The following is a 13,312-nucleotide window of genomic DNA, read 5'->3' on the forward strand; positions in this document are numbered from 1 at the left end:
ATGCCGCCGCTTGCAGCCCCCCGGCAACCCAGCCACCACCCGGCACGCGCCACGCCCCGCAAGCAGCACGGCATGACCCTCGTCGAACTGGTTATCACCATTGTCATCATCGGCATCGCCGCCGCCGCACTCTTCTCCGCCATGGCCTCCATCACCGCTCGCTCCGCCGACCCGATGTTGCGGCAGCAGAGTTTGTATATTGCCGAGGCGTATATGGAAGAGATTCTGCAACAGTCGTATTCTCAAATTACGCCGAGCGATTGTAACGAGCGATCCTGCTTTCAAGATGTCAGGAAGTATCACGAGCTGGCCACCAATAAGCCCTATGACATTAATGGTAATGAAATTGGTTTGGATGGCTATCCGGTACGAGTTAAAGCCATAGAAATAGAGAATGGCCTTAATGGAGTTGACGCTATACAGGTGACCGTTATCGTCACAGATCCATCAGGTCAGGACCTGCAATTGGTTGGTTGGCGCACCTGCTATGGCGAATACGATGAGGCGGGGGGTGACGCATGTATCTAGCCCTCCCACAAACTAATGTAGGAGCGAACTTGTTCGCGAGCTGTCCCCCCAGTGCAGCGACGAACCGCCAGCAAACCCGCTCCAGCAAGAGCGCCGAATGCGGCTTCACCCTAGTAGAACTCATCATGGTCATCGCCCTGGCCGGCATCGTCGCGGTCATGATCACCACCGTCATGTCCCGCCCCTTGCAAGGCTTCGCCGACCAAAGCCGCCGCGCCGAACTCACCGACCTCGCCGCCAGCGCGCTCAATCGTATGGCGCGGGATATCCGGCTGGCGGTGCCGAACTCGATTGTTGTAGTGAATAACAACGAGTTGAGGTTGTTGCACATAGCTGCTGCCGGGCGATATCGCGCCAACCAGCCAGAGCTTGATGGTCCGCGTATGGACCCGCCTGCCTGCACTCAGACAAGTGCCGATTGCGAGATAGAGATACTTAGTCCTCTGGAGTCAAACAGCAGTGAAAAGCACTGGCTGATTATCTACCCTACGGGTCCCATCGCAGAGGAACCCCAAGTTTCCGTAATTTCACCTAAAGAATTCACTTGGAATAACGGGGTGCTAGAGGCCAGCTTGCAAGATTTTCGATTCAAGTATGCTTCGCCTCAACGCCGCTTTTACCTCGCCAGGGAAACCCTGATATACCACTGTGGGGGTGACGAACTACTACGAGCGACATCGGAGAATCTGGATGGCTCCAGCGCCTTTACGCCAGCAGTTGTCGTCAATGCGGCATCCAATTGCACCTTCACCTACGAGCCCGCCACCAACACCCGTAACGGCCTCGTTACCCTCCGTCTGTCACTGAGCAAGGACGGCGAAACCATCACCCTGCTGCAACAGGTCCACGTCGACAATGCGCCCTGATCCCAAAGCCCCCCGTAGGAGCGGGCCATGCCCGCGAACCGGGCCCATGCACAAGCTTCGCGGGCACGGCCCGCTCCTACAGAGGCAGCACGGCTTTGGACTCGTCGCCGCGATGTTCCTGATCATCGTGATTGCCGGTGTTATCGCCGCGATGTGGCGCATGTCAGCCACTCAAACTGCCACCAATAACCTCACCTTGCAGCAGACTCGCGCTTATCAGGCGGCGCGGGCGGGGCTGGAGTGGGGGATTTCACGTTTTCTGAACGATGAGACATGTACAGCGCCGCCTTTCAGCGTGCCAGGGCTGGATGGTTTCGTGGTGACAGTCGAGTGCCCTGTCGGTGAGCGGGTGGAGCGTAATGATCTGCATGAGGAGGACCTGCAGGGCATCGTGATTCAGCGCATCGTCGCCACGGCGGAATATTCGAGTGTGGGCAGTCCCGACTATGCCTATCGAAAGCTCTCCACCGTGGTGGAGCTGGGGAGGGAAATACCATGAGCCGTATCGGCCTCGCGTGGTTATTGCTGTTCGTGCTGTTGCTGGCTAATGGTGCCGCACAGGCGGCGACCTACAGTTTCGGCAGTGGCGGCTGGTTGACGCCGAGTAACCCACCAGACTGTCAGGGTGGAAGTTGGAGTCGAAGCGGCAGTACCTTCACCTGTACTGGACGCGTGACCCTGGCCTCGGGCGATGTGTTGCAGGTCGCGACCGGTTTGTTTGAAAGCCTCGGTCATATCACCGTCGTAGCGAACAACGGCTTTTCGCTGAACAACAACACCGTCGGCACTTCGTCGAAGAACATTACCTTGCGTTCCGACTGGGGAACCATCAACGCGATCAACAGCAACAGCATCTTCGGTTCAGTGCTGTCCAACTCGGGAGCCATCGACCTAGCCGGTACCACCGTACGAGGTTCGGTAACCGGCAACGGCAAGGTGACTCTGAGCGCTGGGAATGTGACCAGCCATGTTTCGGGCACCAATGGCGTGACGACCAGCGGCACGACGATCACCGGTAATGTATCGGCCAGCAACGGCGCCATGGATCTTAGCGGCGGCAGCATTACCGGCAACGTCAGCGGTGGTTGCTGCAAGATCACCCTGAGTAATGGCCTCACGCTCATCGGCAATATTTCGTTGACCTCGAATGACATCGAGATCAACGACAGCAGTGTCACCGGCAATATCACCACGAACAATACGGTCAGCCTGAGCAACAGCACGGTGCATGGCAATGTCCAGGCTGCCGATTGGCACGATAGAACTATCAATGGTAGCGGGAACAGTAGGGTCTACGGCATCTGTAGACCAGCCGCGACCACACCGGTCGATTTGTGTATCAGCGAGACCACGTTGATTTGCCTGGACGACAATTTCAATCGCAGTACGCTTGGCCTCGATTGGGCGGTGACCAGTCGTAATGGCAGTTTCGGTGTGCCACGGATCGTCAGCAACCGTCTGCGCCTGACTGATAACAGCGGGAACGTCGCCACTGGCGCAACGGTCCAGCGCCTGCTACCAGCCAAGAACAATTACATTCAGGTGCAGTTCAAGTACTACGCCTATAACGGCAATGGCGCCGACGGCTTGGCGATCACTCTGTCGAATGCGGCCCACACGCCACAGCCAGGTGGTTTCGGTGGTTCGCTGGGATATGCCCAGGGCCATGGCGAAAGTGGTTTCGCAGGTGGTTGGCTGGGTATTGCGCTGGACGAATACGGCAACTTTTCCAACCCAACCGAGGACCGTATTGGCGGCCCCGGTGCTCGCCAGGATTCCGTGGCCATCCGGGGTTCCGGATCGGGCGCTAGTGGCTATGCCTATCTGCGGGGAACTGCAGCCAATCTGAGTCCGGGCATCGACGTGTCCGGCTCGTCCGCTGGGCCGGGGCACACCTATCGTATTACCGTCGACAGTACGGTGAGCGGAAAGGCGATGGTGAAAGTCGAGAGAAACACGGGGTCAGGCTTCACCACACTGGTGGATACGTTCAACGCGCTGGACAGCCCAGGGCAGGCGGCGCTACCGGATAATTTCTACCTGACCCTTACGGGCTCCACGGGTGGCTCCAACAATGTCCATGAGCTGGACGACCTTCGGGTATGCGCCAGCAAGATGAACCCGGTCAGTCAGCAGATCGACCATTTCGAGATAATCGCTCCGAGCTCCGGCCTGACGTGCAACCCGGTGGCCGCGACGCTCAGGGCCTGCCTCGATGCGACGTGCAATACATTCTATACGGACCCTGTACTTGCCGATGTGCTAGTGACTCAGGGGACGACGGTCACCCAGAATGCCGGAGCCTTCACGGGCGGTTCCGGTGCCTACGCGCTCAGAGCCGGAAAAGTCGGCTCGGCGACCTTGAGCGTGGGTTCCTCCACTCCTCCAGCCAAGCCTCTTAGCCAGACGCTGTGCAAGATCGGCTCGGCTGCCCTGAGTACCCAGTGCAGGCTGACCATGCTGGAAAGTGGCTTCGTTGTAGACGAGATTCCGGCACATCTGTCTGCTCAAGAGACACAGCATGATTTGCTGGTACGGGCGGTGAAAAGCAATCCGAATGATCCATTGCGTTGCGTGCCGGGATTTTCGGACGCGCAGGCGCGCGAAGTGGGTTTCGCATCCGATTACATCGATCCGCAACCGGGACAGATTCTCGGGGCGCCGGCTCTGAAGGTGAATGATGTCTCGGTTTCCCGCCAGTCTTCAGGCTTCACCCTCGTGCCTCTGAATTTCAATGCCCAGGCCGAGGCGGCGATTCGCCTGCGCTACCCGGATGCAGGCCTGCTCAGGCTGAGCATGCGTTACGAGGAGCCGGATAGCGGCCTGGTCATGGTCGGTCAGTCGAATGACTTCGTGGTCAAGCCATACGGTTTGTGCTTGGAGACGGATTCGGCCTGTACCCTGGCGGTCGTCAACGATGATGACTGCCCGGTTTTCCGGCATGCCGGCGATGGCTTCCCGCTGCGGATCAAGGCCGTCGCCTGGCAGGCCAATGGCCAATCCCTGCAGGCGGATCAATTATGTGGCAACCCCGCCACGCCCAACTTTCGCTTGAACGACATTTCGCTGAGCAGCCTGCTGGTCGAGCCGGAGGACGGCAGTAATCCCGAGGAGCTGAAGCCATCTAGCTACGATCACAAGCTCGGTGCCCAGACCGAAGAGAACGTCGTGATGCCCGAAGTGGGGATCTTCAAGCTGAAGGCCACGCCGGCATCCGGCCACTATTTCGGTGAGACCGTCGGTGGTGGCGAGAGCGGGCTGGTCGGTCGTTTTATCCCGGCCTGGCTGGACGTCTCCGGTGCCGCCAGCCTGAACAGCTGCGATGGCTTCAGCTATCAGCGGGAATTGGTGCCCTATGGCGTGTTTCCGAGACTGATGGTAACGGGCAAGAACCGTCAGGGCGGTACGACGAAAAACTATGATCGTGGCGATTTCTGGCGTTTGTCGTCGGCCTTGCCCAGCACGTGGTGGACCCTGGACGGTGAGCGGGAACTGACGGCTAAGCTGAGCTTTCCTGGGCAGGATTCCGCCTTGACCGATGCCGAGGATAGGGATGGCCAGCGTGAGTACGAGTGGTCGGGAGACGGTCTGAAGTATGACTCTGAGAGTCCGACTCCGGGCGCCGATGATTTGCCCTTCTCGATCCTGCAGCGCTTTTCTGCGACCGCTCTAACCGATGCCGATGGCGTCTGCCATATGGTGGGAACGGAGGCCTGCCAGTCATATGAACTGCCCTACGAGGCCAGCGAAATTCGTTTGGGGCGGTTGCGTGTCGGCAATGCTCATGGTTCGGAGCTGCAGCCGCTCAGTCTTCCCTGGACGATCGAGAGCTGGCGAGTGCCTGGTGTTTTCCTGCCGGAAACGGAGGATGTCTGTAGCGCGCCGAAGTGGTCTGAACCCGATCTGAGCGATGCTACCGGCGAACTGGTGACGGGAAGCCTGCCGTCTGTATCCAGCGATAGAAGTGGCTATCAGGGTCAGTTGCTTCTGGCTTCGCCGCAAAGGCGCGGTAGCGTCCGGGCCGGATTCCCCGACGTGCCCGAATGGCTCTGGTATGACTGGTATGGCGAAGGATGGGAGGCAAGTAGAGGCCTTGCCACCTTCGGCATCTACCAAGGCCCCAAACCCCTGATCTTTCGCCGAGAGGTTTATCGATAAAAGGGCCGCTCACCGAGCTGACGAATAAAAGAGGGGATTCTCGGCCTGCCTGTACCGAGGTCCCCGAAACTGGCTGGATAAAACTATGCACTGCATGTGCCAGTTTCGCTGGGGGAGGTCGCGATGGGTGAGGATTAAGCAGTGGAGTGGGCGTAAGGCCTAAAAAACAGGCCTTTGCCGATTGCTGATCCGCTTTTCGACCGCATGACGGGCGTATACGCGCGGAGCCGGTAAAGGAGCCGCGGCGCCTGATCGCAGTGCGCATGCCTTGCTGCATGCGCACATTTGGCGCGTTATTCCTGTTCCGGCCAGAGCCGTAGCGGGGCACCCTGGGCGGGCCAGAGGCGCAGCTGGTCGATGTTCGAGACATCCCAGCGCTCGACGCGATTGAGCAGATCGAGGAAGTGGTGCTCCTGCTCCATGATTTGTTCCGCGCACATCTTGCGTGTGCTGCCCAGGTTGCTGAAGCGGATCTGCTGGCCATCGCGCTCGTAACTGCCGAACCAGTGGTTGCAGCCCGCGTTGCCGTACGCGCGGCCGTCGCTCAGCGTGAGCGAGACGGGCGTGCGGCCGATCACGGCGTCATCGCCGATCCATTCGGCGATGTAGGTGACGTCGCTTCGCAGCTCCAGTTGCTCGGTGGCACAGCCTGTCAGGCCGAGGGCTGCGATAAAAGGCAGGATTCGTGAATTCATGCCTGTTGCTCCTTCTGGCAGCTGGGGCAGCGGTGTTGGTCGTTCTGGCCGGACCAGCCCAGTTCGGTGATGCGTGCCTGGGCAGCGGGTTTGCGTGCGGCCTCGCCGAGCTTGGCGTCGACGGCAAACTCGAAGTCCAGCTGCTTGCCGCAGCTGTCGCAGGAAACCTGCCAGTTGAGAATTTCCAGTTCGCGGAACACCGGCCCGCTGGCCACGGCCATCCATTGCCCGGGTGGGTTGATCAGGTGGCGGACCTTCTCCACCGTCAGGCGTTGGGAAAGGTCGCGGCTGCCCTTGAGCGTGACGATCAGTACATCGCCGCTGCGAATCGAGCCGCCATTACCGGTGACCTGATAGCGGCCCGGCGCCAGCGCGCGGCATTCGGTGAGGGTGTGGGCGGGGTTGAGCAGGGTGTAGCGGAAATCGTGTTCGGCCATGACTCGTGATCGACGGTGAATTGTGCGCGCAATGCTAGCACGCGCCCCGGCGGCAGGCGTGCCGCCGGGACGAATCACGGTCGAGAAGCGAGCCGATCACTGCGCCCGGGCGGTCGCCAACGTGCCAAAGGTGTCTTCGAAAAAGCGCTGCATGTCGCGCCAGGAGCGTTCGTCCGCGGCTTTCTGATAGGCCACGTCGAGGCCGTTCTTCTGATGGGCATCGGCACCGGGGTTAGTGAAACCGTGCTTGGCGCCCGGCAGGCTGACGAACTGGTAGTCGGCGCCAGCCTTGACCATCTCGACGTTAAGCGCGGCGATGTCATCGCTGCTGATCATGCTGTCTTCGGCACCATGCTCGACCAGCACGCGCGCCTTGACGCTGCCCGGCGCGGCGCGGGTTTCGGTGGCCAATGCGCCATGGAAGCTGACCACGCCGTCCAGTGGCACGCCCTGGCGCGCCATGTCCAGCACCACCTTGCCGCCGAAGCAGTAGCCCACCGCGCCGAGCTTGTCGTTATCCGTCTGGGCCTGCTCCTTGAGCAGATCCAGCCCGGCATTGAAGCGGCCTTTGGCCGCATCGGCGTCCTTCAAGGCGGCCTGCATGAAGCCCATGGCGTCTTTCGGGTGATCGGTGTTCTTGCCTTCGCCGTACATGTCGATTGCCAACGCGCTGTAGCCCAGCTCGGCGAGGTCGCGGGCGCGTTGCTTGGCGTAGTCGTTCAGGCCCCACCATTCGTGCACCACGACGATGCCGGGGCGCTTGCCTTCGATGGCGTCGTCGTAGGCGTAATAGCCGATCATCTTGGTGCCGTCGGCAGCGGTGTAGGGGATTTCCTGGGTTTGTACCGCGGCGTTGGCAGTGACGCTGGCAGCCATGAGCAGGCCGAGTAGGCAGTGGCGCATCATGAGGTCTCCTTGACGGGCATCAGGTGAGAGAGGCGGTTCGACGAAGAATAGCGGGTGTTCGACTGTGCGCGCAGCGCCCGGGTTCGTCTGGCGGCGCGATGGGTATGGCTGAAAACGAAAAAGCCCCGCCGGCTGGCAGGGCTTCGTTCGTCGAGTATGGTTGTGGTGTCAGCCGCCCAAGTAGGCGTCGCGCACCTTCGGATCGGTCAGCAGATCCTCGCCGCTACCCTGCATGACGATGTGGCCGTTTTCCAGCACGTAACCGCGGTCGGCCAGCTTGAGCGCCTGGTTGGCGTTCTGTTCGACCAGGAACACCGTCACGCCATCCTCGCGCAGCTGTTCGATGATCTCGAAGATCTGCTGGATGATGATCGGCGCCAGGCCCAGCGATGGCTCGTCGAGCAGCAGCAGCTTGGGTTTGCTCATCAGCGCGCGGGCAATGGCGAGCATCTGCTGTTCACCACCGGACATGGTGCCGCCGCGCTGCTGATAGCGCTCCTTGAGTCGCGGGAACAGGCCGAGCACCTTGTCCAGCTGCTCCTGGAAATCGGCCTTGCCGGTGAAGAAACCGCCCATGGAGAGGTTCTCTTCAACGGTCAGACGAGCAAAGATCCGCCGCCCCTCGGGTACCACTGCAATGGCCTTGCGCATGATGTCGCAGGTCTGCTGGCCGACCAGCTCTTCACCCTGGAAGCGGATGCTGCCGCTGGCCGCCTGCGGCGAGCCGCAGAGGGTCATCAGCAGGGTCGATTTGCCGGCACCGTTGGCGCCGATCAGGGTGACGATTTCGCCCTGTTCCACCTGCACGTTGATGCCGTGCAGGGCCTGGATCTTGCCATAGAAGGTCGAGACGTTTTCGAAAGTCAGCATGCTTACGCCTCTCCCAGATAGGCTTTGATCACGTCCGGGTTGTTGCGGACCTGCTCGGGCGTACCGTTGGCCAGCGGGGTGCCCTGGTTGATCACGTAGATGTGGTCGGAAATGCTCATGACCAGCTTCATGTCGTGCTCGATCAGCAGCACGGTGACGCCGTGCTCGTCGCGCAGCATGGCGATCAGCGCCTTGAGGTCTTCGGTCTCCTTCGGGTTCAGGCCGGCGGCCGGCTCGTCGAGCATGAGGATGCGTGGGCGCGTCATCATGCAGCGGGCGATTTCCAGGCGGCGCTGCTGGCCGTAGGCGAGGGTGCCCGCCGGGCGGTTGGCGATATCCGTAAGGTTCACCTGTTCCAGCCAGTGTGCAGCGAACTCCATGGCCTCGCGTTCGCTCTGGCGGAACGCCGGCGTCTTCAGCAGACCGGCGAGGAAGTTGGTGTTCAGGTGGCGGTGCTGCGCCACCAGCAGGTTTTCCACCGCCGTCATGTCCTTGAACAGGCGGACGTTCTGGAAGGTGCGCACCACGCCCTGGCGGGCGATCTTGTGGCCGGGCAGGCCGTGGATCGGCGTGCCGTCGAGGAGAATTTCCCCCGCGGTCGGCTGATAGAAGCCGGTCAGGCAGTTGAATACCGTGGTCTTGCCGGCGCCGTTGGGGCCGATCATCGATACCACTTGCTTGTCATGTACCTTCAGCCCCACCTCGTTGACAGCCAGCAGGCCGCCAAAACGCATCATCAGGCCGCGTACTTCTAGAATCGGGCGGCTCATTGCTTCAGCTCCAGGTGTGGGCGTTGCATCGGCAGCAGGCCTTGCGGACGCCAGATCATCATCAGCACCATCAGGGCGCCGAACATCAACATGCGGTATTCGCTGAATTCGCGCATCAGCTCCGGCAGCAGGATCATCACGATGGCGGCGAGGATCACCCCGAGCTGCGAGCCCATGCCGCCCAGCACGACGATGGCGAGGATGATCGCCGACTCGATGAAGGTGAACGACTCCGGCGATACCAGCCCCTGACGTGCGGCGAAGAAGCTGCCGGCGAAACCGGCGAAGGTCGCACCGAGGGTGAAGGCCGAGAGCTTGATCACGGTGGGGTTCATGCCCAGCGCGCGGCAGGCGATCTCGTCTTCGCGCAGGGCTTCCCAGGCGCGCCCGATCGGCATGCGCAGCAGACGGTTGATCACGAACAACGTCAGCAGCACCAGCAGCAGGGCGATCAGGTAGAGGAAGATCACCTTATTCACCGAGTTGTAGGCCACGCCGAAATACTCGTGGAAGGTCTGCATGCCCTCGGCTGCACGGCGGTCGAAGGACAGGCCGAACAGCGTCGGTTTGTCGATGCCGCTGATGCCGTTCGGGCCGCCGGTGAGATCGGTCATGTTGCGCAGCAGGATGCGGATGATCTCGCCGAAGCCGAGGGTCACGATGGCCAGGTAGTCACCGCGCAGGCGCAACACCGGGAAGCCGAGCAGGAAGCCGAACAGCGCCGCCATCGCGCCGGCGATGGGCAGTGCGGTCCAGAACCCGACCCCGTAGTAGTGCGAGAGCAGCGCATAGGTATAGGCACCGACGGCGTAGAAGCCGACGTAACCCAGGTCGAGCAGGCCGGCCAGACCGACGACGATGTTCAGGCCGAGGCCGAGCATCACGTAGATCAGGATCAGCGTGGCGATGTCCACCGCGCCGCGCGAACCATAGAACGGCCACGCCAGCGCCACCAGAATCAGCGCCAGGATGATCCAGCGTTGCGTCGAGGGCAGGGTAAGGAAGCTGCCGGCACCGGCAGGCACGCTGGGCAGGTTGGGGCTGGCGGCCCAGCCGGCGGCCAGGTGTGTGCGGAACAGCTGCCAGAAGAACATGGCCACCGCGCAGGCGGCGATGATCCAGAACGTACCGGCTTCGGCGCCGTGCACTTCGACGCGGATGCCGACGGTGGTGAGCTTCAGGCCGAATACCGGCACCGCGACGGCGATGACCAGCAGGGCGCTGAAGAAGGCTGTACGGAGATTGCCGGTCATACCTTTTCCACCTCCGGGCGGCCGAGGATGCCGGTGGGGCGGAACAGCAGCACCAGCACCAGCAGGCTGAACGCCACGACATCCTTGTACTGGTCGCCGAAGATGTCGGCACCGAAGGCCTCGGCTACACCGAGCACCAGGCCGCCGAGCATGGCACCCGGAATGCTGCCGATGCCGCCGAGTACCGCGGCGGTGAACGCCTTGATGCCGGCGAGGAAGCCGATGTGCGGGTTGATCACGCCGTACTGCATGCTGATCAGCACCGCCGCGATGGCAGCCAGCGCAGCGCCGATGACGAAGGTCAGGGCGATGATGCCGTTGGTGTTGATGCCCAGCAGGTTGGCCATCTTCAGGTCTTCGGCGCAGGCGCGGCAGGCGCGTCCAAGGCGTGAGCGCGAGATGAACATCGTCAGCCCGTACATGGCGACGAAGGTGACCACGAAGATCAGGATCTGCATGTACGAAATCACCACGCCATTCATGGTGCTTTCACCGAACACCAGATTGCCCGGCATCAGGTTGGGAATCGCCTTGTCCTTGGAGTCCTGAGCCAGCAGCACGACGTTCTGCAGAAAGATCGACATGCCGATGGCCGAGATCAGCGGGATCAGGCGATTACTGCCACGTAGGGGGCGATAGGCGACCCGTTCGATGCTGTAACCGTAGGCGCTGGTGACGATGATGGCGGCGACGAACGCACCCATCATCAGGATAGGCAGTGCATCCAGGCCCATCATGGACAGGCCGACAATGGCGATGAAGGCGACATACGAGCCGATCATGTACACCTCGCCGTGGGCGAAGTTGATCATGCCGATGATGCCGTACACCATCGTGTAACCGATGGCGATCAGCGCGTAGGTGCTGCCAACGGTGAGCCCGTTGATCAGCTGTTGTAGGTAGTGGTAAAGCTCAGGCATCACTGCTCTCCCGAAGTCCCTGCAATTGCGTTTCGGTCTGCTGCGCTGCCCACGTCGAACGCACCGCACACCCTGGCACGGCGCCACTGCGGTACGGTGCCCTGCGGATCACGCACGGCATCGGTTCGAGGTGGGCCTGCTGTTCAGGCCGCTCGTTGAATTACAGGTACGGCAGGGCGGCCCGGGTGCTTTTGGCTGGGCCGCCTGCTTAAAACAAAGCCCACAAGCGAGTGTGGGCTTCGTCAGGCTGATGGAAATTACTTGGCTTCGGTCTTGGTGCCGTCCTGGTGCCATTCGTAGACGACGAAGTTGAAGTCCTTCAGGTCGCCCTTCTCGTCGAACGCGAGCATGCCGGTCGGGGTGTCGAAGGTGTTGCTGCGTAGCGCCTCGGCCACCTTGTCGGTGTCGGTGCTGCCGGCCTTCTCGATACCTTCGGCAATGACCTGCACGGCGGCGTAGGCGGGGAACACGAACGGACCGCTCGGGTCCTGCTTCTTGGCCTTGAAGCCTTCAACCAGTTCCTTGTTGCGCGGATCCTGATCGAACGATTTCGGCAGCGTCACGTACATGCCTTCGGAAGCCGGGCCAGCGATGGCGGAGATTTCCGAGTTGCCGACGCCTTCAGGCCCCATGAAGCGCACATTCAGGCCTTTTTCCTTGGATTGGCGCAGCAGCAGACCCAGTTCCGGGTGGTAGCCGCCGTAGTAGACGAAGTCCACGCCTTCGCGCTTGAGCTTGGCGATCAGCGAGGAGAAGTCCTTGTCGCCGGCATTGATGCCTTCGAACAGGCCGACCTTGATGTTCTTGCTTTCCAGGGTCTGCTTGACGGCTGTGGCGATGCCTTCACCGTACTGCTGCTTGTCGTGGATGACGGCGACGTTCTTCGGCTTGACGTGGTCGGCGATGAAGTTGCCGGCGGTCGGGCCCTGCAGGCTGTCCAGGCCGATGGTGCGGAAAATCAGCTCGTAGCCGCGGGAGGTGATGTCCGGGCTGGTGGAAGCCGCGGTGATCATCAGAATGCCTTCGTCCTCATAGATGTCGGACGCCGGCTGAGTGGAGCTGGAGCAGAGGTGGCCGACGACGAATTGCACTTCGTCGTTGACGATCTTGTTGGCTACCGCCACGGCCTGCTTCGGATCGCAGGCGTCGTCGTAGCGCACGCCCTGCAGTTGTGCGCCGTTCACCCCGCCGGCCTTGTTGATCTGCTCGATGGCCATTTCGGCCCCGATGAACTGCATGTCCCCGTACTGCGCCACTGGCCCGGTTACCGGCCCTGCCAAACCGATACGGATTGTGTCTGCGGCCAGGGTGTAGCTGGCTGCGCCGGTCAATGCCATTGCCAGAAAAATTTTCGAAAGACGCTGCTTGGTCTTCATAAGTGCTCCACTTGCATCGTTATTGTTTGAATCCTGCGGGCCGGAGTGCCGTTAAGAGGCGAACATCCCGAAACGCTCCGGCAACTGTACCGGCACAGTGTAGAAGTGTCTCCTCCGTTTGCACAGCCGGCAGATTCAACCGTTTGATGGGAATCGGGGCGCGGGTATCATTGCGCCCTTTTCGTATCTGGTGAGTCCCATGGCCGACGACGCAAGCACTCTTTATGCCAAGCTGCTGGGCGAAACCGCAGCGATTACCTGGGAAGAACTGCAGCCGTTCTTCGCCCGCGGCGCGCTGCTGCAGGTGGCTGGGGATGCCGATCTGGTCGAGGTCGCGCTGGCCGTCGCCGAGGATGATCAGGCCAAGGTGGCGGTGTGGCTCGAGGGTGGGCAGCTGTCGAAGATGCAGGCCGAGCGGGCGCAGGACTGGCTGGAACGCGATCCTGACCTCTGGGCCGTCGTGGTCGCACCCTGGGTGCTGGTGCAGGAACGCGTCGGCAAACCTGCACTGCACTGAAATGGGGCCAAGCTCG

Annotated in this window: 13 protein-coding genes; 5 read left to right on the forward strand and 8 right to left on the reverse strand. The window is 61.3% G+C overall.

Annotated elements, in window-relative coordinates; genetic code table 11:
* The 4 genes from P5704_020335 to P5704_020350 are packed head-to-tail and all read left to right on the forward strand — an operon-like array spanning position 1 to position 5,552.
* Positions 1-528 (forward strand): prepilin-type N-terminal cleavage/methylation domain-containing protein, encoded by a 528-nt coding sequence (locus P5704_020335; protein ID WOF78334.1) that lies wholly within the window; start codon positions 1-3, stop codon positions 526-528.
* A 29-nt stretch (positions 529-557) separates the two neighbouring features.
* Positions 558-1,394, forward strand: a complete 837-nt coding sequence (locus P5704_020340; protein ID WOF78335.1) for a type II secretion system protein — start codon at positions 558-560, stop codon at positions 1,392-1,394.
* 46 nt (positions 1,395-1,440) lie between these two features.
* Positions 1,441-1,893 carry a pilus assembly protein MshP gene (locus P5704_020345; protein WOF78336.1) on the forward strand — a complete coding sequence of 151 codons (453 nt, stop codon included), beginning with the start codon at positions 1,441-1,443 and terminating at the stop codon, positions 1,891-1,893.
* Complete coding sequence (locus tag P5704_020350) at positions 1,890-5,552, forward strand: DUF6701 domain-containing protein (GenBank protein WOF78337.1); 3,663 nt, start codon at positions 1,890-1,892, stop codon at positions 5,550-5,552. The genes P5704_020345 and P5704_020350 overlap by 4 nt, the downstream gene beginning before the upstream one ends.
* Positions 5,553-5,845: 293 nt before the next feature.
* Here the strand turns inward: P5704_020350 and P5704_020355 are convergent, their stop codons facing one another.
* From P5704_020355 to P5704_020390, 8 genes are all read right to left on the reverse strand, one after another.
* Positions 5,846-6,247 (reverse strand): META domain-containing protein, encoded by a 402-nt coding sequence (locus P5704_020355; GenBank protein ID WOF78338.1) that lies wholly within the window; start codon positions 6,245-6,247, stop codon positions 5,846-5,848.
* On the reverse strand, positions 6,244-6,684 hold the full coding sequence (locus tag P5704_020360; protein WOF78339.1) for a hypothetical protein: 441 nt from the start codon (positions 6,682-6,684) through the stop codon (positions 6,244-6,246). Before P5704_020360 ends, P5704_020355 begins: the two co-directional genes overlap by 4 nt.
* 96 nt (positions 6,685-6,780) lie before the next feature.
* Positions 6,781-7,587, reverse strand: a complete 807-nt coding sequence (locus tag P5704_020365; protein ID WOF81291.1) for a dienelactone hydrolase family protein — start codon at positions 7,585-7,587, stop codon at positions 6,781-6,783.
* A 171-nt stretch (positions 7,588-7,758) separates the two neighbouring features.
* Positions 7,759-8,460: an ABC transporter ATP-binding protein gene (locus P5704_020370; GenBank protein WOF78340.1), complete on the reverse strand. Its 702-nt coding sequence runs from the start codon at positions 8,458-8,460 to the stop codon at positions 7,759-7,761.
* Positions 8,461-8,462: 2 nt separating this feature from the next.
* Complete coding sequence (livG, locus tag P5704_020375; protein WOF78341.1) at positions 8,463-9,230, reverse strand: high-affinity branched-chain amino acid ABC transporter ATP-binding protein LivG; 768 nt, start codon at positions 9,228-9,230, stop codon at positions 8,463-8,465.
* The gene (locus tag P5704_020380; protein WOF78342.1) at positions 9,227-10,483 is read right to left on the reverse strand and encodes a high-affinity branched-chain amino acid ABC transporter permease LivM; all 1,257 of its coding nucleotides are present in this window, start codon (positions 10,481-10,483) and stop codon (positions 9,227-9,229) included. Before P5704_020380 ends, livG begins: the two co-directional genes overlap by 4 nt.
* Positions 10,480-11,403, reverse strand: coding sequence for a high-affinity branched-chain amino acid ABC transporter permease LivH (livH, locus tag P5704_020385; protein WOF78343.1), 924 nt, complete (start codon positions 11,401-11,403; stop codon positions 10,480-10,482). Before livH ends, P5704_020380 begins: the two co-directional genes overlap by 4 nt.
* A 257-nt stretch (positions 11,404-11,660) precedes the next feature.
* Positions 11,661-12,779, reverse strand: coding sequence for a branched-chain amino acid ABC transporter substrate-binding protein (locus P5704_020390; GenBank protein ID WOF78344.1), 1,119 nt, complete (start codon positions 12,777-12,779; stop codon positions 11,661-11,663).
* A 199-nt stretch (positions 12,780-12,978) separates the two neighbouring features.
* On the opposite strand from P5704_020390, the gene P5704_020395 reads away from it, so the two are divergent.
* A complete protein-coding gene (locus P5704_020395) occupies positions 12,979-13,296 on the forward strand; it encodes a DUF2288 domain-containing protein (protein WOF78345.1) in 318 nt (105 codons plus the stop codon).
* The last annotated feature ends 16 nt before the right edge of the window (positions 13,297-13,312 follow it).

The sequence above is a fragment of the Pseudomonas sp. FeN3W genome (assembly GCA_030263805.2).
Classification (GTDB): Bacteria; Pseudomonadota; Gammaproteobacteria; order Pseudomonadales; family Pseudomonadaceae; genus Stutzerimonas; species Stutzerimonas stutzeri_G.